The organism is Corynebacterium mycetoides (genome assembly GCF_900103625.1).
Taxonomy (GTDB): domain Bacteria; phylum Actinomycetota; class Actinomycetes; order Mycobacteriales; family Mycobacteriaceae; genus Corynebacterium; species Corynebacterium mycetoides.
Genome location: NZ_LT629700.1, coordinates 1,290,256 through 1,310,912, shown reverse-complemented (window position 1 = coordinate 1,310,912; position 20,657 = coordinate 1,290,256). Strand labels below are relative to the sequence as shown.

22 protein-coding genes and 1 tRNA gene are annotated in these 20,657 nt (G+C 68.8%); 9 read left to right on the top strand and 14 right to left on the bottom strand.

Annotated elements, in window-relative coordinates:
• Positions 1-3: 3 nt before the first annotated feature.
• The 3 genes from disA to BLS40_RS06325 all read right to left on the bottom strand — a co-directional run bounded on the left by disA (position 4) and on the right by BLS40_RS06325 (position 3,156).
• Entirely contained in the window at positions 4-1,074 is a 1,071-nt protein-coding gene (disA, locus tag BLS40_RS06335; RefSeq protein WP_407922396.1) for a DNA integrity scanning diadenylate cyclase DisA, read from the bottom strand.
• A gap of 2 nt (positions 1,075-1,076) precedes the next feature.
• Positions 1,077-2,459, bottom strand: coding sequence for a DNA repair protein RadA (gene radA / locus BLS40_RS06330; RefSeq protein WP_092150198.1), 1,383 nt, complete (start codon positions 2,457-2,459; stop codon positions 1,077-1,079).
• A gap of 115 nt (positions 2,460-2,574) precedes the next feature.
• A complete protein-coding gene (locus tag BLS40_RS06325) occupies positions 2,575-3,156 on the bottom strand; it encodes a hypothetical protein (protein WP_092152206.1) in 582 nt (193 codons plus the stop codon).
• A 205-nt stretch (positions 3,157-3,361) separates the two neighbouring features.
• On the opposite strand from BLS40_RS06325, the gene BLS40_RS06320 reads away from it, so the two are divergent.
• From BLS40_RS06320 to rlmB, 5 genes are read left to right on the top strand one after another with little or no spacing between them, the layout of a single operon-like run.
• Positions 3,362-3,964: a CarD family transcriptional regulator gene (locus BLS40_RS06320; RefSeq protein WP_092150195.1), complete on the top strand. Its 603-nt coding sequence runs from the start codon at positions 3,362-3,364 to the stop codon at positions 3,962-3,964.
• Complete coding sequence (ispD, locus tag BLS40_RS06315; protein WP_092150192.1) at positions 3,965-4,693, top strand: 2-C-methyl-D-erythritol 4-phosphate cytidylyltransferase; 729 nt, start codon at positions 3,965-3,967, stop codon at positions 4,691-4,693. It abuts the gene before it with no gap.
• Positions 4,690-5,187, top strand: a complete 498-nt coding sequence (gene ispF, locus BLS40_RS06310) for a 2-C-methyl-D-erythritol 2,4-cyclodiphosphate synthase (RefSeq protein ID WP_092150189.1) — start codon at positions 4,690-4,692, stop codon at positions 5,185-5,187. Before ispD ends, ispF begins: the two co-directional genes overlap by 4 nt.
• A 10-nt stretch (positions 5,188-5,197) precedes the next feature.
• Entirely contained in the window at positions 5,198-6,610 is a 1,413-nt protein-coding gene (cysS, locus tag BLS40_RS06305) for a cysteine--tRNA ligase (protein WP_092150186.1), read from the top strand.
• 14 nt (positions 6,611-6,624) lie between these two features.
• Positions 6,625-7,587, top strand: a complete 963-nt coding sequence (gene rlmB, locus BLS40_RS06300) for a 23S rRNA (guanosine(2251)-2'-O)-methyltransferase RlmB (RefSeq protein WP_092150183.1) — start codon at positions 6,625-6,627, stop codon at positions 7,585-7,587.
• On the opposite strand, the gene BLS40_RS06295 is transcribed toward rlmB, so the two are convergent.
• From BLS40_RS06295 to BLS40_RS06280, 4 genes are read right to left on the bottom strand one after another with little or no spacing between them, the layout of a single operon-like run.
• Positions 7,584-8,387 carry an alpha/beta hydrolase family esterase gene (locus BLS40_RS06295; protein ID WP_092150180.1) on the bottom strand — a complete coding sequence of 268 codons (804 nt, stop codon included), beginning with the start codon at positions 8,385-8,387 and terminating at the stop codon, positions 7,584-7,586. The two genes, rlmB and BLS40_RS06295, sit on opposite strands and share 4 nt — an antisense overlap.
• Positions 8,384-9,244, bottom strand: coding sequence for a metal ABC transporter permease (locus tag BLS40_RS06290; protein ID WP_092150177.1), 861 nt, complete (start codon positions 9,242-9,244; stop codon positions 8,384-8,386). The genes BLS40_RS06295 and BLS40_RS06290 overlap by 4 nt, the downstream gene beginning before the upstream one ends.
• Positions 9,241-9,930 carry a metal ABC transporter ATP-binding protein gene (locus BLS40_RS06285; RefSeq protein ID WP_092150174.1) on the bottom strand — a complete coding sequence of 230 codons (690 nt, stop codon included), beginning with the start codon at positions 9,928-9,930 and terminating at the stop codon, positions 9,241-9,243. Before BLS40_RS06285 ends, BLS40_RS06290 begins: the two co-directional genes overlap by 4 nt.
• Before the next feature lie 10 nt (positions 9,931-9,940).
• Positions 9,941-10,861 carry a metal ABC transporter solute-binding protein, Zn/Mn family gene (locus BLS40_RS06280; protein ID WP_231908402.1) on the bottom strand — a complete coding sequence of 307 codons (921 nt, stop codon included), beginning with the start codon at positions 10,859-10,861 and terminating at the stop codon, positions 9,941-9,943.
• 71 nt (positions 10,862-10,932) lie between these two features.
• Here BLS40_RS06280 and BLS40_RS06275 point away from each other — a divergent pair, with 71 nt between their 5' ends.
• Positions 10,933-11,988, top strand: a complete 1,056-nt coding sequence (locus BLS40_RS06275) for a LacI family DNA-binding transcriptional regulator (protein WP_092150168.1) — start codon at positions 10,933-10,935, stop codon at positions 11,986-11,988.
• Here BLS40_RS06275 and BLS40_RS06270 read toward each other — a convergent pair.
• From BLS40_RS06270 to thrE, 5 genes are read right to left on the bottom strand one after another with little or no spacing between them, the layout of a single operon-like run.
• On the bottom strand, positions 11,927-12,709 hold the full coding sequence (locus BLS40_RS06270) for a trehalose-phosphatase (protein ID WP_092150165.1): 783 nt from the start codon (positions 12,707-12,709) through the stop codon (positions 11,927-11,929). The genes BLS40_RS06275 and BLS40_RS06270 overlap by 62 nt on opposite strands.
• Positions 12,706-13,149 carry an META domain-containing protein gene (locus BLS40_RS06265; RefSeq protein WP_092150162.1) on the bottom strand — a complete coding sequence of 148 codons (444 nt, stop codon included), beginning with the start codon at positions 13,147-13,149 and terminating at the stop codon, positions 12,706-12,708. The genes BLS40_RS06270 and BLS40_RS06265 overlap by 4 nt, the downstream gene beginning before the upstream one ends.
• On the bottom strand, positions 13,146-14,438 hold the full coding sequence (locus BLS40_RS06260) for an alpha,alpha-trehalose-phosphate synthase (UDP-forming) (RefSeq protein WP_092150159.1): 1,293 nt from the start codon (positions 14,436-14,438) through the stop codon (positions 13,146-13,148). The genes BLS40_RS06265 and BLS40_RS06260 overlap by 4 nt, the downstream gene beginning before the upstream one ends.
• Before the next feature lie 9 nt (positions 14,439-14,447).
• Entirely contained in the window at positions 14,448-14,846 is a 399-nt protein-coding gene (locus tag BLS40_RS06255; protein WP_092150156.1) for a histone, read from the bottom strand.
• Positions 14,847-14,896: 50 nt separating this feature from the next.
• Positions 14,897-16,441 carry a threonine/serine exporter ThrE gene (gene thrE / locus BLS40_RS06250; RefSeq protein ID WP_407922395.1) on the bottom strand — a complete coding sequence of 515 codons (1,545 nt, stop codon included), beginning with the start codon at positions 16,439-16,441 and terminating at the stop codon, positions 14,897-14,899.
• A gap of 68 nt (positions 16,442-16,509) precedes the next feature.
• On the opposite strand from thrE, the gene BLS40_RS06245 reads away from it, so the two are divergent.
• Positions 16,510-16,585 (top strand) — tRNA-Thr (locus tag BLS40_RS06245).
• Positions 16,586-16,591: 6 nt separating this feature from the next.
• Here BLS40_RS06245 and BLS40_RS06240 read toward each other — a convergent pair.
• The gene (locus BLS40_RS06240; RefSeq protein WP_092150153.1) at positions 16,592-17,962 is read right to left on the bottom strand and encodes an MFS transporter; all 1,371 of its coding nucleotides are present in this window, start codon (positions 17,960-17,962) and stop codon (positions 16,592-16,594) included.
• A 132-nt stretch (positions 17,963-18,094) separates the two neighbouring features.
• On the opposite strand from BLS40_RS06240, the gene BLS40_RS06235 reads away from it, so the two are divergent.
• Together BLS40_RS06235 and BLS40_RS06230 are read left to right on the top strand one after the other, a co-directional pair.
• Positions 18,095-18,802: a response regulator transcription factor gene (locus BLS40_RS06235; RefSeq protein ID WP_092150150.1), complete on the top strand. Its 708-nt coding sequence runs from the start codon at positions 18,095-18,097 to the stop codon at positions 18,800-18,802.
• 13 nt (positions 18,803-18,815) lie between these two features.
• Positions 18,816-20,222 carry a sensor histidine kinase gene (locus BLS40_RS06230; RefSeq protein WP_092150147.1) on the top strand — a complete coding sequence of 469 codons (1,407 nt, stop codon included), beginning with the start codon at positions 18,816-18,818 and terminating at the stop codon, positions 20,220-20,222.
• On the opposite strand, the gene BLS40_RS06225 is transcribed toward BLS40_RS06230, so the two are convergent.
• Positions 20,219-20,644, bottom strand: coding sequence for an HIT family protein (locus BLS40_RS06225; protein ID WP_092150144.1), 426 nt, complete (start codon positions 20,642-20,644; stop codon positions 20,219-20,221). The two genes, BLS40_RS06230 and BLS40_RS06225, sit on opposite strands and share 4 nt — an antisense overlap.
• Positions 20,645-20,657 lie beyond the last annotated feature (13 nt).

Here is a 20,657-nt window from a genome sequence, read left to right as displayed (position 1 = left end):
CCGCTAGGCGAGGTGGCGCAGCCCCTCGTAAATGTGGCGCGCCCACAGCGGGGAGACCCGTTCGGCGCCCGCCAGGCGCTCGGGGCTCGCTGCGAGGAGCTCCGCGAGCGAGCCGAACTCGGAGACGATCTGGTCCATGAGAAACTTCTGCACCCGGGGCACCCGTGACAAGGCGCGGTAGCCGCGCGGGGAGACGTCCTGCATCAGGTTCTCCTCCGAGGCGGGCAGACCGAGCGGGCGCGCCAGGGAGGCGGAATTGAGCAGCTCGGAGTCGGGCAGCCTGCCCAGGGCGGCCAACGCGTCCGCCACCTGCTCGTCCGAGGGGACGGTGGGGGACGTGATGTAGTCGCGCACGAGCATCTCGATGTCCTCGGTGATGCTTCCGCGCAGCTCGGTGAGCTGCAGCCTGAGCTGGCGCGAATCGACACCCAGCTCCACGATTCCTTCATCCATGTCGTTGGCCGCGCGTTCCAGCATGATCTGGCGCTGCAGCACGTTGAGGACGTCGGCGACGGTGGCGTAGTCATTCATCTCCGCGACGAAGAGGCGCTGGCCCGCCAGATCGAGCCGGGCGCGGTAGCGCTCCACCGTGGACAGGGCCTGGTTGGCGCGCGCCGAGAGCACCGCGGGCTCGTCCAGCAGGTGGCGCTGCCCGTGGGCGTAGAGGGTCAGGGTGTTCATCGACGCCGAGACCGAGACGGTGGGTACCCCGGTTTGCAGGGCGGTGCGTTCCGCGGCGCGGTGGCGTGTACCCGTCTCGCCGGTGGGGTAGGACGGCGACGGCACGAGCTGGACGTTCGCGCGCACGATCCGGGACCCGTCACTGGAGAGTACGACGGCGCCGTCCATCTTGCTCAGCTCACGCAAAAGGGTCGCCTGGAAGGGGACGTCGAACTCGATGCCGCCGTCGCAGATCTGGATCACCTCGGGGGTGTCACCCAGCACGATGAGGCCGCCGGTGTGGCCGCGCTGGATGCGCTCCAACCCGTCTCGCAGGGCCGTGCCGGGAGCCAGGCGTTCGAGTGTGCGGCGCAGCTGCTTCGGGTCAGCGGAGGGGTCGGTCATGGTGGGCAATTCTATCGCCCTTCGACAAGTGCGATGGCTTCGCCGAGCGTGGACACCTGGGCCACCCGCATCCCGGGCACAGAAAGCTTTTCCCCGGCCGGGGCAATGGCGTACTCGTACCCCAGCCGGGCAGCTTCCTGCAGGCGGCGGCCGAGATTGGGCACGCGGCGCAGCTCGCCCGCGAGGCCCACCTCACCCACGACGACGGTTTTCTCCGGCAGCGGCGATTCGTGCAGGCTCGACCACGTGGCCAGCGCGACAGCCAGGTCGGTCGCTGTCTCCGTGATCTTGACACCGCCGACGGTGGCTACGTAGGCGTCCTTGTCGTTCGTTCGCTGGTTGCAGCGCGCCTGCAGCACCGCCAGCACCATGGGCACCCGGTTGAAGTCCAGGCCGGTGACCACGCGCCGGGGGCTCTTGTTCACCGGGTCCACCGTCAGCGCCTGCACCTCCGCCAGGATGGGGCGCACCCCGTCCATGGCCACCGTCACCGCCGAGCCGTCGGGTGTGTTGCCGCGGTGCGACAGGAACAGCCCCGACGGGTCCGCCACCTCACGGATTCCCTCTGCGGTTTGCTCGAAGCAGCCGACCTCGTCCGTCGCCCCGAAGCGGTTCTTGATACCGCGCAGCATGCGCAGGCTGGATTGCCTGTCGCCCTCGAAGTTGAGCACCACATCCACCAGGTGCTCGAGCACGCGTGGGCCCGCGACGTTTCCGTCCTTGGTCACATGCCCGACGAGCAGGATGGGTAGGTTGGTTGTCTTGGCCAGCGTGGTCAGCGCGGCGGTCACGGCGCGCGACTGGGCGACACCGCCCGCCACCCCCTCCACCCCGGGGGCATGCATGGTCTGCACCGAGTCCACGATGAGCAGCGAGGGTTTCAGCTGTCCGACGTGCCCGAACACGACGTCCAGGTTCGACTCCGCGGCGAGATACAGCGTGTCGTGCAGGGCCCCGGTGCGTTCCGCCCGAGCGCGGACCTGGCCCGCGGACTCCTCGGCGGTGACGTAGAGGGCGGTGCGGCCACCCAACCGCGCCCAGCGCGAGGCGACCTCCAGCAGCAGGGTGGACTTGCCCACCCCGGGCTCGCCCGCCATGAGCACCACGGACCCCGGCACCACGCCGGAGCCCAGCACGCGGTCGAGCTCGCCGATACCCGAGGGCACCGTCTTCGTCGCCGCGGCGTCGACGGAGGTGATCGGCCGGGCCGGGGACGCCGGCGCGAGCGCCTGCACGCGCAGCGGCGCACCGCCGGCCGCTCCGGACGCGGCGGTCAGCGGCGTCTCCTCCTGCAGCGTGCCCCACTGGCCGCACTCCGGGCAGCGCCCGAGCCACTTCGGGGAGGAGTACCCGCACTCGGAGCAGGTGTGGATCACGCGAGGTTTCTTAGCCATGCCGACACTCTAAGACACGGCCTCGACATCGCCCGGCCCTCACAACAAAACCGCAGCTCGCGGGGCGAACTGCGGTGCGTCCGGGGAGGCGTCTACAAGCGGCGGCTAGGCGCTGTTAGTGGCTGTTGCCTTCGTGGCCCTCATGGCCCTCATGACCCTCGCCGCGCTCGGACTCGCCCGAGGGAAGCAGCGGCGCCGAGATCGCGGCGTCGACGGTGACCGTGCCGACGTCGAAGGTGAACGAAACCGGGACGTGGCCGCCGTAGGCGAACGCGTCGTTGTCCAGGGAGGTCTCGACATACTGGATGCAGTCCGACTCGGTCTGCGGAATGGCCTTGATGCCCTCGGCGGAGTCACCCACGACAGAGCACTGGGTCGGGATTTCCTTCGGCACCGGGCGCAGGTCGACGTCCTGGCCGTCCACGGTCACCGCCGTGAGGCGGTGGGCTGTCATCGACGGGTCCTGGTTGATGGCGGTGAACTTCAGGGCGGCGCGGCCGTCCTCGTTGAGGAGGACAGTGACGTCCTGGACGGCAACCTCGCCGTTTCCGCTGGTAGCACTCCCTCCGTCAACGGCCGCGACCTGGGAGGAGGTCTGCGTAATCTGGCCCGCGGAGCAAGAGGCGAGCAGGAGAGCGGACGCTGCGACAGCAGAGGCGGCAACCGGCTTCAGGGACTTCACTTCGATGTCCTCCATCATTAATCAGCACATGAGTTTTCCCGGCTAACACTACTGGGTTCATGCGGGTTTTTCCCAGTTTCGGGGTGTGGCGGGGGCAATACCGTGCGGTGAGGCCCGAAATCCCGGCAGGCGGGACGCTCGGCCCAGTGCCTGCGGGTACGCGAGTGGTATGGTTGTGGGGCTAAAACCCCCCTAAAACCCCGGCCTGGCAAGGAGAGACATGGAATTCACTGTCGGAGAAGTTGTCGTCTATCCGCACCACGGAGCGGCCCGCATCGCCGACATCGAACAGCGCGAGATGGGCGGGGAGACCCTCGACTTCCTCGTGCTGAAGATTCTCCAGTCGGATCTCGAGGTGCGCGTGCCCGTGAAGAACACGGAGCTGGTCGGCGTGCGCGACGTGGTCAACGAGGAGGGCCTGCAGAAGGTCTTTTCCGTGCTGCGCGAGACGGATGTCGAGGAAGCCGGGAACTGGTCGCGCCGCTACAAGGCCAACCAGGAACGCCTCGCTTCGGGCGACATCAACAAGGTGGCCGAGGTCGTGCGCGACCTGTGGCGCCGCGACCAGGGTAAGGGGCTCTCCGCCGGCGAGAAGCGCATGCTGGGCAAGGCCCGCCAGATTCTGGTGGGCGAGCTCGCGCTGGCCAAGCCGGTGGACGAGGCCAAGGCCGACGAGATGGAGGCGGGTATCAAGGAAATCATCGAGCGCCAGGTCGCGGCCGGGATCTCCGCCGACCCGCGCGACGCCTTCGACGACGATGTCGACTTGGACGACCTGAGCTTCGACGACGAGCTCGGCTCGGACGAGGACGACGAGAACTAGATGCCCACCCGTCGCGTCATCGCCCTTGTCGCGGCCGCCGGCCAGGGCACCCGGCTCGGCGCGGAGGTGCCCAAGGCCTTCGTGCCCCTGCGCGGGCGCACCCTCCTCGAGCGCTCCGTGGCCGCGATCGGAGCATGCGAGCTTGTCGACGCCACCGTGGTCGTTGTCTCGCGCGAGATGGAGCCCGCGGCGCGCCGGGCGCTGACCGACCACGACGTGCGCTTCGTCCATGGGGGGGCCGAGCGCGCCGATTCCATCTGGCAGGGCTTGAAAGCCATCGCCGACGAGGACGCCGTGGTGCTCATCCACGACGCCGCCCGCGCGCTCACCCCGCCCGACATGTTCGCGCGCGTCGTACGCTCCGTCGCCGGGGGCGAGCGAGCGGTGGTGCCGGTGGTGCCGGTGGCGGACACGATCAAGACCGTCGTCGGCACCGAGGTGACCGGCACGCCGGAGCGCGCGAGCCTGCGGGCGGTGCAGACTCCGCAGGGCTTCGACCTGCGCGCCCTTCGCAGCGCCAACGAGGCGTACTACGCCTGCTCCAACCCCGGTTTCACCGCCACGGACGATGCCAGCCTCATGGAGTGGCACGGCGAGCGCGTCACCACCGTCGAGGGGGACCCGCTGGCGTTCAAGATCACCACCCCAATGGACCTGCGTCTCGCTGCCTCGATCGTCGCGGATGCGGAGGCAGGGGCAAATGGCGCAGACGGAAAGGACTTCGAGTGAGCAACCTGCGCGTGGGGACGGCCTTCGACGCCCACCAGATCCAGGAGGGCAAGCCCTGCTGGATAGCGGGCATCGAGCACGACGGCGTGGACGGGTGCGAGGGCCACTCGGACGGCGACGTCGTCGCCCACGCGATCGTCGACGCGGTGCTCTCGGCCGCTGGTTTGGGCGACCTCGGCTCGTTCGTGGGCGTGAGCAAGCCCGAATACGACGGAGTGCGCGGCACCCAGCTGCTGCGCGAGCTGCGCGAGCTGCTGCGCTCCCGCGGCATCACCGTGGTTAACGCCTCGGCCCAGCTCATCGCCCAGACGCCGAAAATGGGGCCGGTGCGCGAGCGCGCGCAGCGGGTGCTCGGCGAGGCGCTCGGCGCCCCGGTGAGTGTCAGCGCCACCACCACCGACCACATGGGGTTCACCGGTTCGGGCGAGGGCCGCGCAGCCATCGCCACCGCGCTGGTCGCACTGTCGGAGGGTGAGGGTCGGGCTAACGGCTAGACTGGCGAGGGTGACTTCCGGGAACCAACGCATCTTTGACACGGCCACGCGCTCTCTGCGGGATTTCGAGCCGGTCCGCCAGGGCCACGTCTCGATCTACCTGTGCGGTGCCACGCCGCAGTCGTCGCCGCACATCGGCCACCTGCGCTCCGGGGTCGCGTTCGACATCGTGCGCCGCTGGTTCATGGCGAAGGGCTTCGACGTGGCGTTCGTGCGCAACGTCACCGACATCGACGACAAGATCCTCACCAAGGCCGCCGAGAACGGCCGCCCCTGGTGGGAGTGGGTGTCCACCTACGAGCGCGAGTTCACCCGCGCCTACAACACGCTCGGTGTGCTGCCGCCCTCGGTGGAGCCGCGGGCGACCGGACATGTCACCCAGATGGTGGACTACATGCGGCGGCTCATCGAAAACGGCTTCGCCTACGAGGCGCAGGGCTCCGTCTACTTCGATGTGGACGCCTGGGTGCGCGCCGCGGGCAGCGACTACGGGGCCATCTCCGGCAACCGCGTCGACGAGATGGAGCAGGGGGAGCCCGACACCTACGGCAAGCGCGGCGCGCACGACTTCGCGCTGTGGAAGGCCGCCAAACCCGGCGAACCGAGCTGGCCGACGCCGTGGGGCGACGGCCGGCCGGGCTGGCACCTCGAGTGCTCCGCGATGGCCACCTGGTACCTGGGCGCAGAGTTCGACATCCACGGCGGCGGCCTGGACCTGCAGTTCCCCCACCACGAGAACGAGGCGGCGCAGTCGCACGCGGCGGGCGACGGCTTCGCCCGCTACTGGATGCACAACCACTGGGTGACCATGGCGGGCGAGAAGATGTCCAAGTCCCTGGGCAACGTGCTCTCCATCGACAACATGCTCGCCGACGTACGGCCGGTGGAGCTGCGCTACTACCTGGGCTCCGCCCACTACCGCAGCGTGCTCGAGTACTCGCCGGAGGCCCTGTCCGAGGCCGCCGCCGGTTACCGGCGCATCGAGGACTTCGTCGCCCGCGCCGGCACCCCAGAGAAGTCGACCTGGACTCCCGGCTTCGAGCAGGCGCTTGACGACGACTTCTCGGTGCCCCGTGCCCTGGCGGAAATCCACAACGCGGTCCGCGAAGGCAACAAAGCCCTAGCCGCCGGCGACAACGCCCTAGCCGCTGAGATCGCCGGGCGCGTCCGCGCCATGGCCGACGTGCTGGGGGTGGATCCCGGGCACTGGTCCGAGCTCGCCGGCGGCGCTCAGGACAGCGAGAAAACAGAGGCTGCGATGCGCGCGCTCGACGTCCTCGTCGGGGCGGAGCTGGAGCGCCGCACCTCGGCCCGCGCGGCTAAAGACTGGGCGGCGGCCGACGAGGTGCGCGACCGTCTCGCGGCCGCAGGAATAGACGTGACCGACACCGCCGACGGCCCGCAGTGGGCCCTCAAGAACTAAGGAAATCTGACCCGATGGCGAAACCGTACCAGCGACCCGATGTGATCAAGACGTCCAAGAAGGCCGCCACCAAGGGCTCCGGCGGCCAGCGCCGCCGCGGCCTCGAGGGCAAGAAGGCCACCCCGAAGGCGGAGGATCGCGTCTACCACTCGGCGCACAAGCGCAAGCTGGAGCGCCAGCGCCGCGACTCCGGCCGCCACGAGCGCGAGAAGGCGGACCTTGTCGTCGGCCGCAATCCGGTGGTGGAGTGCCTGCACGCGAAGGTGCCGGCCGAGGCGTTGTACGTCGCGCAGGGCACAGCGCACGACGACCGCCTGTCCGAGGCCGTCACCCTGGCCAACTCCAAGGGCCTGCCGGTGCACGAGGTGCCGCGCCGCGACCTGGACAACATGACCGGCAACGGCATGCACCAGGGCATCGGGCTGAAGATCCAGCCCTACAAGTACGCCGACGTGTTCGACCTCATGGCGCAGGTCCGCGACCGCGCCCAGACGGGCATGTTCGTTGTGCTGGACAACATCACCGACCCCCGCAACCTGGGCGCGGTCATCCGCTCCACCGCGGCATTCGGCGGCCACGGGGTGATCATCCCCGAGCGCCGGTCCGCGCAGGTCACCGGCGTGGCGTGGCGTACGTCGGCGGGCACGGCGGCGCGCCTGCCTGTTGCAAAGGCCGTCAACATTACCCGCACCATCAAGGAGTTCAAGGACAACGGTTACCTAGTCGTAGGCCTCGACGCCGGCGGTGAACACACCCTGGACACCTTCGACGGCGCGACGGACCCCGTGGTCATCGTCGTCGGGTCGGAAGGCAAGGGCATCTCGCGACTCGTGCGGGAGAACTGCGACGTGATCTTGTCCATCCCCACCGAGGGCTGGGTGGAGTCCCTCAACGCCTCGGTGGCCGCGGGCGTGGTCCTCAGCGAGTTCGCGCGCCAGCGCCGCGCGGCCGCGGCGACGGCCGGCGCCGACGACTAAAGGCCGAAGAAGTCGCGCACGAGTTGGGCTCCGACGACCTTGTCGGTGCCCGGCCCGAGGCGCACATCCAGCTTTTTGGGGGAGGGCACGAGGTGTCCCATGCCCTCAATGGACCACAGCTCGACTGGGGCGGAGCCGGCGCCGCCGGTGAAAGCGTCCACCCGCACGCCGTCGCGCGGGTGCCGCGTTCGGTGGGCGCCGGCGTGGTTGAGCCCGGCGAGGTAGCGGGCCGAGTCCAGGGCGGAGCGGGTCAGCCCGCGGTTGCTCTCCGCGATGCCGGCCACCCCGCCGCCGTAGGGGACGATCGGGTCCGCCGTGCCTTGGACGGTAAGAATCGGTGTGGGGACCCAATTGTCTTCCGCGCAGAGCGTGTTGCCCGGGGCGGGGGCGGACGCGCCGAAGAGGGCGACGCCGTCCAGGGTGCGGGGGGCGTCGAAAAGCATGCGCAGGAGCATTTGCCCGCCGTTGGAGAAGCCGCAGCCGATCACGCGCGAGGGGGAGTAGAGACGAATGAGCTCGGTGAGGAAGCCGACGTCGTCGACGCCGAGGGTGCGGGCGGATTCGCCGAAGTCGCGGCGCAGGTCGTTGAAGTGTCGGTCCACCCCGTCCGGGTAGACTACCGTCGTGGTCTCCGAGGCGAGCTGGTCAAAGGTGTGCCCCGTGAAGTTGCGGGCGACGCTGCCCGATTGCAGGGAGCCGTGGAGGAACAGCACGAGGGTGTGCGGGTCAGCACCGGAGGAAACCTCGATGTAGCGGCGGGTGCGGCCCTGGTGGTGCAACGTGCGGCGGGTCGCGCTCACGCGGCGGCGTCCAGGCGATTCAGGCGTTTCGACCGGCCGTGCTCGACACCTCTGCAGACAAGGTAGATGCCGAACGAGAGGAAGGCGACCGTCACGCTGATCGGCACGCCGGGGGCGAGCGAGAGGATGAGACCGCCGACGGCGGCGACCTGTGAGAACACGACCGACCACGCGACGGCGGCGACGGGGTTGTCGGTGATTGCCACCGCGGATGCCCCCGGGGTGATCAGAAGCGCCATGACCAGCAGCGCGCCGACGACCTGCACCGCCTGCGCGGAGGCGATGCCCAGCAGGATGCCGAAGGCCACGGCGTACCACCGGACGTTCACGCCTCGCGCTGCGGCCATGTACGGGTCCACGGAGGCGAACAGAAGGGGGCGCCACAGCACCGCGATCGCGGCGACTACCAGCGCTGTGGAGACGGCCAGCACGATCAGGTTCATGTGGCTCACGCCCGCGACCTGGCCCGTTAAAAGGGCGAGCGCCACCGTCGAGTTGCCCGGGTAGAGGTAGATGCACAGCACGGAGACGCCCATGCCGAAGCTCATCACCGCGCCCACGGCGGAGTCGTTGCCGCCGCGGAGCCCCAGCAGCACAAACACGATCGCCGCGGAGATCGAACCGGCCACCGCGCCGAAGGAGAGGTTGATGCCGGCCACGAGCGCGATTGCCGCGCCCATCAACGCCAGCTCCGAGGTGGCGTGCACCGCAAACGCCATCTGGCGCATCACCACCAGCGGTGCGAGCACTCCGGAAAGGAACCCCAGCAGGGCGCACGCGAACAGGGAGTCGGTGACGAAATCGAAGGACAGCAGGTGGGCGGTGTCGGCGTAAAACCCGCGGAAGAATTCGGTCACACGATCACCGTCTTTCCGCGCACGGTAAGGACGTCGACACGCGTGCCGTAGAGCTCGCTGAGCACATTGGTGCGCAGCACCTCCTGCGCCGGGCCGACGACGTGCCCGTTCGGGCCGAGGTAGAGCACTTTATCCACGACAGGCATCACCGGATCGATCGTATGGGTGACCATCATCACCGCCGCATCGGAGTCCGCCAGTCGACGCACCGTCTCGCGCTGGCGGGAGGCGTCGAGGGAGAGCAGGGGTTCGTCGGCAAGCACGAGTTCGGGGTTGTTCCCAAACGCCTGCGCCTGGCGCACCAGCTGCTGGTGGCCGCCGGAGAGGGTTCCCACGCGGGCGTCGGCGAGGGGGCCCGCCCCGACGCGCTCCAGGGCCGCGTCCACATCCGCCCGGCGGGGGTACCGGTTTCGCACGGTGCCGTGTTTCAGCGTGAGCGAGACGACATCGCGCGCCCGCACGGGCATGTGCGGGGGAAACATGCGTTGCTGGGGGATGTACCCGACGCGCGCGGGCAGCTCGACGCTGCCGCCGGTAGGGCGGCGCAGCCCGAGCATGATGTTGAGCAGCGTCGATTTGCCCGAGCCGTTGGGCCCGAGCACCGCAATGAACTCGCCGCTTCGGATGTCGAGAGTGATGCCGGACCATAGCGGTTCGGCGGAGAGGTCGGTGAGACGGGCGATCACTTCGGAAATGTTACTTGAGGCCGGCGAGCTTCTCGGTCAGCGTATTCGCGACCTCGTCGAAGTAGTCGAAGAAGTCTTTCCCGCCCTGCGGGGTTTCGGTGATGTCGACGACGGGGACGTTGTGCTGCTCCGCCGCGGCGAGGATGCGGTCCGTCAGCGCGGACGGGGTCTGCGGGTTGTTGATGAGGAGGTCGACCTCGCCCCTCTCAATGAGTGTGAGCAGATTTGCGACGGCCGCGCTCGACGGCTCGTTGTGGTTGAGGGTGGCCTGGCGGTAGTCCTCCGGGGTGACGTCCTCGAGCGCGGTGTTCTCGACGATGGCGTCCGCGATCGGGTGGGTCTGCGCCACGCGCGCCGCGGGCAGGGCGGAGAGCTTTTCATCAACGGCGTCGAGGCGCTTGTTCACCTCGGCGGTGTCCGCGTCGACACCGTTTTCCTCGGCGGCCGCGGCCAGCTTGTCAGCCACCTCGCGCACGACTGTCGTGTCGTACCAGATGTGCTCGTTTTCCCCGCCGTGCTCCTCGTGCTCGTGCCCGTGGTCGTGCCCGCCCTCGGACAGGGGCAGCGCGCTAATCACGTTCTCCGGGTCGGCGGCGCTGTAGATTGCGTGGTCGTAGGTGCCGCCGTTGGCGACGAGCACCTTGGCCTGGGTAACCTTGGCCAGGTCGGCCGCGGCCGGCTCGAAGTCGTGCGGGTCGGTGGCGGGGTTGGAGATCACGGCCGGGACGTCCTCGCCCAGCACCTCGCCCGCGACGTCCGCCCAGACGTGCGTGGTGGCGACGACGGTGTCCGCGGCAGCGTCGGCGGTGGTGCCGGGGGCCGCGGAGTCAGTTGTGGTGGCGCCCGTTCCCCCGCCGGTGGAGCAGGAGGCGAGGAACAGGGTCGAGGCGAATGCCGCCGCGGTGGCGCGAAGGGTCTTGGTTGCAATCATGTCACCCATTCAAGCACTAATGAAAAACTGTTTCAATTAATCGCAGGTCCTGGGCGTATATACTTGCGGTCATGTCCCCCCGCCCGGCAAAGAGCAGCACCCTCGAATCCATCGCGGCCGAGGTGGGGGTATCGCGCACCACCGTCTCCAACGCGTACAACCGCCCGGACCAACTCTCGCCCGCGCTGCGCAAGAAGATCCTCGCCGCCGCGGCGAAGCGGGGCTACACGGGGCCCAACCCGACGGCGCGCTCGCTGCGCACGCGCCGGGCCGGCGCCGTCGGGGTGATTCTCACCGAGCACCTCCACTTCGCGTTCGAGGACCAGGCCTCCATCGACTTCCTCGCCGGCCTGTCCAGGCAGACGGCGTTCTCGCTCACGCTCATCCCCGCGGGCCCGGCCGAGGAAAACCCCGCGCTGATCTCGAACGCGATTGTGGACGGCTTCGTGGTCTATTCCGTGCCCGCCGGTGACCCACACCTGGCCGCCGCGCGCGAGCGGGGCATGCCGGTCGTCGTGTGCGACCAGCCCAAGGTCGCGGGCGTGCCGTACGTGGGCATCGACGACTTCTCCGCGATCCAGCCCGCCGCCCGCGCGCTTGTCGACGCCGGCCACCGCCGCATCGGCATTCTGTCCAAGCGCCTGTTCAGCTCCCCGCGCAACGGCCACGTCGCCCGCGGGGAGCTCGACGCCGCCGACTTGCACGTGCAGCGCGCCCGCGTGCGCGGCGCGCTCGACGTGTTCGACGCGGCGGGCATTGCGGACGTGCCGATTCTCACCCGCCACTTCAACGACCGCGCCTGCGCCGCCGACGCCGCCCGCGAGCTGCTGGAGACCCACCCCGAGATCACCGCCGTGCTGTGCACCACCGATTCGATGGCGCTGGGCGTGCTCGACTACTGCGGCGGGCGCGTCCCCCACGCCGTGTCGGTCACCGGCTTCGACGGCATCGACACGGCGCGAGCCGCGGGCCTGACCACCGTGGAGCAGCCGAACGTGGAAAAGGGCGAGAAGGTTGGCTCCCTCCTGAGCTCGCTTATCGACGCCGCCGCGGCGCCCCAGGACATCATTCTCCCGACCCGGTTTGTTCCCGGGCGAACCGTCGCCGCGCCGCGGCGAGATGGGTGAGCACGCGGGCCATCTCGTCGACCCCGGCCACGCGGTGGGGCGCGACAGTGGGTTTCGGGCCCACCTTGATGCCCACATCACCCTCGTCCAGGGTTTCCAGGGCCGTTTCGTCGGTGGTGTCGTCGCCGGCGAACAGCGTCGCCGCGAACTGTTTCTTGTACGAGGCCAGCCAGGATCCCTTGGTTATGTCGGTGGCGGAGAACTCCACCACGTTGTGCCCGCTGATGACGGGGCGCCCCGCCGTGTCCAGCTCGCGGGCGGCGTCCAAGATGCGCCGCGCCCGGGCCGGGTCCGTCTCCGCGAGCGCGGCCACGTGGACGACCCGCTGGTACGGCTTGACCTCCACGAACGCGGGCGGCACCGCGAGGCGCTCGAGGCGCGCCTCGATGTCGTCCAGGTACGCCGCGTCCTCCGGCTCGAGCGCGGGTGCCGCCCCCGACGCCTCGGTGGACGGCTCGGCGCCGTGGGACCCGACCAGCACCGCGGCGCCCCCGAGGGGAAGCACCCGGCGCAGACCTGCAAGGTGCCGGCCCGTCAGCACCGCCACCTGTGTGCTGGGTAGCTCCATGAGCGCCTCGAGCGCCTCCATCGCGCCGGGGTGGGGCCGCACCGCGTAGGCGTCCGGGCCGAGTTCGGCGAGCGTGCCGTCGAAGTCCAGGCACACCAGCAGCGTCTCGGCCGCGGCGGCGCGCCCCACGGCGAGCTCGAGCTCGGGCGTCACAGCGCCATCATCCGTATCGACGGCCGCTCCAGCTCCTCGCCCGCCCGCGTCAGCAGCGCCTCCCTCTCGCCGAACATGCGGATGTCGAACCGCGCGCCCGGCTCAAAAAGCCCCGTGAGGCTGTTGTGCACGTAGCGCGAGCCGCCGAAGCATTCTCCGGTATCGCCCACCTCGACCTGTTCGAACTCGAGCGTTTCCGCGGTGAGCTCCACCTTCGCCCGCAGCGGCGCGCATCCCGTCGTCGCGGTCAGCGACGACCCGGACACCCGCAGCTGCGCCTTGCCCGCCGCGTCCGCCGGCAGCGCGCCGGGCACCTCCGGGGAGGTGTGCAGGGCGACGACTTGCCACGTCTGCCCGCTCAGTGGCGTGTCCTGTGCGGCGGGGGCGCAGCCGGACAGGAGGAGCGTTGCGGTAAGCGTCGATAAGCAGGCTTTTCTCACAGCGCCTCCAGGAACGTCCGCGCCCACCGCGCGACATCGAACTCCATGACGCGGGCGTGCATCGCCAACATCGCCTCCCTGTCGCCCGCGACGGCCGCCAGGATCGCCTGCTGGATCGACTCGAGGTCGAAGGGATTGCACAGCTGCGCCCGGTTGAGCTCGACCGCGGCGCCGGCGAACTCGGAGAGCACCAGGGCTCCGCTGCCGTCGGGGTGGCAAGACACGTACTCCTTGGCAACCAGGTTCATCCCGTCCTTGAATGGGGTGACCAACATGACGTCGGCCGCGGCGTAGTAGGTGCCCAGTTCGCTTTTGGGCACGGGCCGGTGGACGTAGTGCACCACGGGGTTGCCCACGGTGCCGAAGCGCCCGTTGATCCTGCCCACGGCCTCCTCCACCTCCCGGCGCGTGAGCCGGTAATGCTCGATGCGCTCGCGCGAGGGCGTGGCCAGCTGGACCACGGCGACACTGTCCAGGGCCCCTTGCTCCAGCAGTGACTCGACCGCCAGCAGCCGCTGCAGGATCCCCTTGGTGTAGTCCATGCGGTCGACTCCCAGCATGAGGGTGCGGGGGTTGCCCAGCCGCTCGCGCAGCTTATCGACGTCTTCCCGCGCCCCGGGCCGAATCGCCTCCGGGTCGATCGAGATGGGAAAAGCCCCCGTGCGCGGGCACTGACCGTTGCCGCCCACCAGCGCGCGGAAATTCTGCTCGTCCTCCTCGCGCTGGAAACCGATGAGGTCGCACCCTCTAAGGCCCTCGATGATCTCCTCGCGCCACGGCAGCTGCCTGAAAATGTCGGGGGAGGGAAACGGGATGTGCAGGAAGAACCCGACCGTGAGGTCCGGCCGGGCCTGCTTCAGCAGGCCGGGCACGAGCTGGAGCTGGTAGTCCTGCACCCACACGGTCGCGCCCTCGGCGGCGACCTCTGCGGCGGCCGCGGCGAATGTCCGGTTCACCGACTCGTAGGCGTCCCACCACTCGGGCGCGTAGCGGGGCGCGACGATGAGGTCGTGGTAGAGGGGCCAGAGCGAGGAGTTGGAAAATCCCTCGTAGAAGTTCTCGACATCGTCGGCGCTGAGTGTTACCGGGTGCAGCGAGATTCCCTCGAACGCGAACGGCTCGACGTCCACGTCCGGCTCGCCGGGCCACCCGACCCAGCATCCGGCGTGGGCGCGCAGCACCGGCGCCAGCGCCGCTACGAGGCCCCCAGGGGACGCCTGCCACCCGGAGGCGGTGCGGTCCACCGGCAGCCGGTTGGCGACAACCACGAAATCGTTGCCCCCCGCCATCGCTAGCGCTTACGCCTCATCCGGCGGAGTAGAGGTAGCCTTCTTGGCCACCTTCTTCGTGGCCTTCTTGGTGGTCTTCTTCGCCGCCTTCTTCACGGCCTTCTTCGTCGTCTTCTTGGTGGCCTTCTTGGTCGCCTTTTTGGTGGCCTTCTTGGTCGCCTTTTTCGTCGTCTTCTTCGCGGCCTTCACCGGAGCGTCCTCCTGCTCCGCCTCGGCCTCACGCTCCTCTGCGTACTTCTTGTACACGAAGCCCTTCGGCTCGACGCCGAGCATGGACATCAGCGTTACACCGTCGAAGAAATCCTCCGCATAGGTCGCCACGATCCGGCGCGCCCCAGCCGCCGTCTGCTCCTCGACCGTGTGAATCGCTTCGGGGGAGGGGCGGGAATCGGTGATCTTGGGTGGCACGTCAGGTTTCTCCTTGATCCGGGTTGTGACTGGAAGAACACCATCTTACGTCACAGGCTCGGGGGTGCGCTGCCCCCGGCGGGCGGGCGGGCCAGCTTGGTGGACCCGCCGCGCTTCGGGCGGGCCGCGGTCGCCCGGCGCGCTACGAGCTCGGCGCGCCTGATCTGCTGGAACGTCACCCGCCCGGCGCGCTTGAAGGCGGCGTACGGCTTGAATAGCTGCGGGCGGCGGATGCGGCGCACCATCCACTCCCCGAGGATCACACCCCCCGCCAGCGCCATGCAGGTGCCCACGGCCAAAAGCAGGTTGGTCAGGCCCACGACCATTTGTTCGTTCATGATCGCGTACATGCCGCGGTACACCCCGGAGCCGGGAAGGAACGGGGTGACGCCGGCGACGGCGGTGATCACCGGGTTGATCATGAAAAACCGCGAGATCAAACCGCCCGCCAGGCCAACGACCACAGCGCACGCCGCGGTGGCCAGCAGGCGTTCGGTGCCCAGGGGCAGGAGAAAGACGTAATACATCGTGGAGCCGGCGAACGCGGTAGCGGCGGAGACGACGACTGCGGAGCGCTCGGCGAAGCACGTCACCGCGAACGCGGAGGCGGCGACGGTGCCGCCCAAAATCCGGGCGATGGCCGAACTGAAGCTCGGCGTGCCCAGCATCGTCTCCAGCGGCGGCAACCCCACGCCGAAAAACTCCCCCAGCGTTATGCCGGTGGCCACCCCCGCCACGATCCCGCCCGTGAACAGCATCGTCTGGAAGAAACGCGCGGATGCGGTGACGGGGGACCCCGTGATGCCGTCGAGAAGCGACTGCACCAGTGTCAGGCCGGCGAGGAGCACCACGATGCCGGTGGAGATGACCTGGCTGGGCACGATCGGGTGTCCGATCTGCGCCGAGAAGTTGTAGAACAGCAGCGCGGGAATCGTGGCCAGGAGCCCGCCGATGACGCAGTGGAAGAAATAGGGCAGGTCGTTGCGGGAGAGCACCTTATTGATGCCCATGATGATGAACGCGGTGAGGCCGCCGAGCGCCGCCATGAACAGGTCCCCGCCGAGCAGGACGGACACGGCCGCGCCCATCGCGGCCCAGCCGAGCAGGAACCTCACGTTCCGGTAGGGGATGTACTCGCGCTCGATGTCGTCGAGCACCTTCTCCGCCACCTCCGGTGGGGTGGCGCCGGAACGGATCGAGCGGATCAGCCGATCGACTTCCTGGAGCTTGTGGTAGTTCTCCGACATGTCGTTGACCACGCGGAAAACGCTGACCGGGGTGCGGCGGCCGACACCGATGATGGTGTGGATGGTCATGGTGTTCACCGTGATGTCGATGTGGCAGTAGTGCAGGCCGTAGGACGACGTCACGGTGTGGATCGAGGCGCGCGCGTCCGAGCTCGTCGTGCCGTTCGTGATCAGGATCGACCCGATGCGCGCCGCGATGTTCATCACCGCCGCCACCTGCGCCGGGTCCGTCAGGTCGACCGGGGCGAGGACGGAGGGAGGCGGGGAGGTGCGGACCTCATCAATGGTTGCCACGCTCCGGCGTTTGCCGGCAATGCTCTCCCAGAGCCCACTCAACCCTTGTGCCACCCGAGTTACACTAACCGGCGGCCTTCGTTACCGCACCCGGGGGGCCGATGTGTAGAATCATGCGCACTGCTGGAGTGGCGCAATCGGTAGCGCAACGCACTTGTAATGCGTAGGTTGCGAGTTCAAGTCTCGTCTCCAGCTCCATTTTCTTCACGCGACGGCGGCCGGGCTCTTCGGGTTGCCGCGGAACAGCCACGCGCACACGGCAGCGTTTGCGAGCAGGAGCCCCGCGATGATGGTGAGCACGACGGCGTACGCGAGGTCGTACGGCCCGTCGCTCGCACCGGTGAGACCCACCCCGGCGGCCGTGAACCGCGTGCGCAGCGCGCCCATCGCAGTGCCGAGTACCGCGACGCCCACGAGCGCGCCCATCTCGTAGGAGATCGATTCCACGCTCGCGGCCATGCCCTCGCGGTGCGCCGGTGCAGACCCGACGATGGCCGTCGAGGCCACCGAGAACACGCAGCCGATCCCCGCGCCGACGCAGAGCATCGCGATCACAAATGCGGGCATGTTTTCCACGTTGGCCGCCGCCGCCAGCGTGCCCGCCGCGGCGACCATCATCCCTCCGGACACGAGCGGCACGAACCCGACGCGGTGCAGAATCATTCCGCCGATTATCGACGACGGCAGCGACGCCACGACGATCGCCGACACGATCGCCCCCGCCTCAAGAGGGCTGAACCCGGCGACGACCTGGAAGCGCTGGGCGGTGAGCAGCTCGACGGCGGCGAAACCGAAGTAGGACAGCCCCGCGGCGGCCACGCCCCCGGTGAAGATGCGGTTGCGGAAGATGTCCGCGGTTAGCAGCGGCTGGTCGAGCCGTCGCTGCCGGCGCGCGAAGAGCCAGGCGCCCAGCGCGGCCGGGACGGCGAACCACAGCTGACCCTTGATGGCGAGTGTGAAGCACGTCAGGGTGGCGATGCTGAGCAGGGTCGAGGGCGCGTCCCACCGCGCGAGCGCGTGAGGGTGGTTTCCGGGGCGGAGCAGGGCGACCGCGGCGAGCGCCAGGAGCACGAGCGGGACGTTGACCAGGAAGATGGAGCCCCACCAGAAGTGCTCGAGCATGAACCCGCCGACCAGGGGCCCGGCCGCCGTCCCCACCGTGGCCACCGACGCCCAGATGCCGACGGCGGTGTTGCGCTCGCGCTCGTCGGTAAACGTCTGCTGGATGAGCGCCAGTGTCGCGGGCAGCATCGCCGCCGCGCCCACGCCGAGCAGGCCGCGGGCCGCGATGAGCAGCTCCGGGGCGGGGGCGTAGGCGCACGCCACGGATGCGGCGCCGAAGGCGGCCAGGCCGGCGACGAACATGCGGGCGTGGCCCACCTTGTCTCCCAGCGTGCCCGTGCCCAACATGAGCCCGGCCACCGTGAGCGGGTACGCGTTGATCACCCACAGGCTCTGCGTGGGGGTCGCGCCGAGCTCGGCCTCGATGGTCGGGAGGGCCGTGTACATGATCGAGTTGTCCAGCCCCGTCAGCAGCAGGCCGGCGGAGAGGACAGACAAAAGGAGCCAGCGCACCGGTAGGAGTATACGGGCGCGTTTTCGGGGGCGTCGACAAGCGAATAAGAACTAACCCTGCAGAGGGCATACAGGAAACGTTCAGGATGGGCGGGTTTAATTTAGGCAGTTATTCTTCTGAAAGGAAAAAACATGGCTGAAATGAACGAGGGCGTCAAGGTCCTAGTGGTCGACGACGAACCCAACATCGTCGAGCTGCTCACCGTCTCCCTGCGCTTCCAAGGTTTCGAGGTGGAAAGCGTCAGCTCCGGCCAGGAGGCCCTGAAAGTCGCCCACGAGTTCCGCCCCGACGCCTACATTCTCGACGTCATGATGCCCGGCATGGACGGCTTCGAACTGCTGGGCAAGCTCCGCTCGGAAGGCTTGGACGGCCCCGTGCTCTTCCTCACCGCCAAGGACGCGGTCGAGGACCGGATCCACGGCCTGACCATCGGCGCCGACGACTACGTGACCAAGCCGTTCAGCCTCGAAGAGGTGATCACCCGCCTGCGCGTGATCCTGCGACGAGGGCACGTGACCGACGAATCCGCCGAGGACGCCACCCTGCGCTACGCCGACCTCACGCTTAACGACGACACGCACGAGGTGACCAAGGCCGGGGAGATCATCGACCTTTCCCCGACCGAGTTCAACCTCCTGCGCTACCTCATGCTCAACGCAGAGGTGGTTCTGTCCAAGGCGAAGATCCTGGACAACGTGTGGCACTACGACTTCGGGGGCGACGGCAACGTCGTCGAGTCCTACATCTCTTACCTGCGCCGCAAGGTGGACACCGGCGACGTGCCGCTTATTCACACCGTCCGCGGCGTCGGCTACGTCCTGCGCACCCCGCGCCAGTAGCGCATAGGTCCCGATGGCCAACTCCGCACTGTCGACCCAGACCCGGACCAGCCAGATCCCGCTGCAGCGGCGCCTTTTGGCGATCGTCCTGCTGATCACGGTTCTGGGCATGGCGCTCAGCTCGATCGCGGTGTATACACTCATGCGCGGCCTGCTCTACCAGCGCGCCGACGACCAGCTGCGCGAGGGCCTGCAAACCTGGGTCGGGCAGGCCACGCCCTGGCCCACCATGGGCGCGCCCAGCGAGTACCGCCAGGCGGTGCGTTACCCCGGGTTGCCCGGCTACCACTGCTACGGCGTCTGCGCCGGCACGCGTCCCGACTTCTCCCAGCTCCGCGGGTTCGGCCCGCAGACGATCACCTCGCAGGGCGAAGATGGCGAGAAGCTGGAGTGGCGCGCCATGGCCGTGGTCAACGACGACGGCAGCATCGAGTACGTGGCCAAATCCCTGGAGGCGGAAAACCGCATGCTCGCCTCCCTCGCCATCGTCTCCGCCGGGATGGGCACGCTGACGGTGATCTGCATCGGGTTCGCCGGCCACTTTTTCATCCGCCGCGCGCTCGCCCCGCTGCGCGTGGTGGAGGAGACCGCGCTCGCGATTGCCGACGGCGACACCAAACGCCGCGTGCCCGCATGGTCGCGCGACACCGAGGTGGGCAAGCTGTCCTACGCCGTCAACACCATGGTGTCCCAGCTGCAGGAATCCATTGAGGAGTCGCGCGCGAAGGAGGAGCAGATGCGCCGCTTCGTCGGCGACGCCTCCCACGAGCTGCGCACCCCGCTGACCAGCGTGCGCGGCTACACCGAGCTCTACCGCAACGGCATCGTCACCGACCCGGACATGGTGCTGTCCAAAATCGACGAGGAATCCGGCCGCATGAAACTCCTCGTGGAGGACCTCCTGGCGCTCACCCGCGCGGAGGGCGCGCGGTTCCAGGCGCGCGAGGTGGACATGTTCGAGGTGGTCACCTCCGCCGTGAGCACCGCGCGCGCGGCGTTCCCGGACCGCGTCGTGGAGGTGACCAACGAGGTCAGCGTCGTCCCCGTGGTCGAGGGGGACCCCGACCGGCTCCACCAGGTGCTGCTCAACCTGATCAGCAACGCCTTCAAGCACGGCGGGCCCGAGGCGGAGGTGACGGTCACGCTGCGGCAGAACCTGGACAAGGTCTTCATCGACGTCGCCGACACCGGCGTCGGCATGAGCGCCGAGGACGCCGAGCACATCTTCGAGCGCTTCTACCGCGCGGACTCCTCCCGCAACCGCGCCTCCGGCGGCGGGTCCGGGCTCGGGCTGGCCATCACCAAATCGATCGTGGAATCCCACGGTGGTGCCATCTCGGTGAGCACCGCGCCGGGGGAGGGCTCAACCTTCACCCTGTCCCTGCCCCTTTTGCGTATCGACGATCCCGAGTCGAGCTAGGCGGGGCGGCCGTCCTCGCCCACGCCCAAGTGTGCGCGCAGCTTCGCCGCGGCCTCATCCATCTTCGCCGGATCGGTCTCGTTGGCACGCATGACCGAGGCCAGGTTGTAGCCGCTCATGTCGTCGGCGGGGAAGACGTGGATGTGCGCGTGCGGGACCTCGAACCCTGCGATCAGGTAGCCGGCGCGGGAGGAGCCGAAACTCTCCACGATCGCGGCGCCGATCTTCTGGGCGACTTGGTTCAGCCGCGCCCAGGTGGCGGGCGCCAGGTCGGTCCACTTATCCACCTCCTCCACGGGGACGATGAGAGTGTGGCCGTAGGCGATCGGCTCGATCGTGAGGAAGGCCACTACCTCGTCGTCGCGGTAGACGAAGCGACCCGGGATCTCGCCGTCGATGATCTTGGTAAACACTGTGCTCATGGTCCCCTACGCT

Coding starts and splice junctions, on each gene's coding strand:
- radA (WP_092150198.1), bottom strand. CDS start 2,459: ATGGCTAAGAAACCTCGCGTGATCCACACCTGCTCCGAGTGCGGGTAC.
- BLS40_RS06325 (WP_092152206.1), bottom strand. CDS start 3,156: ATGGAGGACATCGAAGTGAAGTCCCTGAAGCCGGTTGCCGCCTCTGCT.
- BLS40_RS06320 (WP_092150195.1), top strand. CDS start 3,362: ATGGAATTCACTGTCGGAGAAGTTGTCGTCTATCCGCACCACGGAGCG.
- ispD (WP_092150192.1), top strand. CDS start 3,965: ATGCCCACCCGTCGCGTCATCGCCCTTGTCGCGGCCGCCGGCCAGGGC.
- rlmB (WP_092150183.1), top strand. CDS start 6,625: ATGGCGAAACCGTACCAGCGACCCGATGTGATCAAGACGTCCAAGAAG.
- BLS40_RS06280 (WP_231908402.1), bottom strand. CDS start 10,861: ATGATTGCAACCAAGACCCTTCGCGCCACCGCGGCGGCATTCGCCTCG.
- BLS40_RS06275 (WP_092150168.1), top strand. CDS start 10,933: ATGTCCCCCCGCCCGGCAAAGAGCAGCACCCTCGAATCCATCGCGGCC.
- BLS40_RS06260 (WP_092150159.1), bottom strand. CDS start 14,438: ATGGCGGGGGGCAACGATTTCGTGGTTGTCGCCAACCGGCTGCCGGTG.
- BLS40_RS06235 (WP_092150150.1), top strand. CDS start 18,095: ATGGCTGAAATGAACGAGGGCGTCAAGGTCCTAGTGGTCGACGACGAA.
- BLS40_RS06230 (WP_092150147.1), top strand. CDS start 18,816: ATGGCCAACTCCGCACTGTCGACCCAGACCCGGACCAGCCAGATCCCG.
- BLS40_RS06225 (WP_092150144.1), bottom strand. CDS start 20,644: ATGAGCACAGTGTTTACCAAGATCATCGACGGCGAGATCCCGGGTCGC.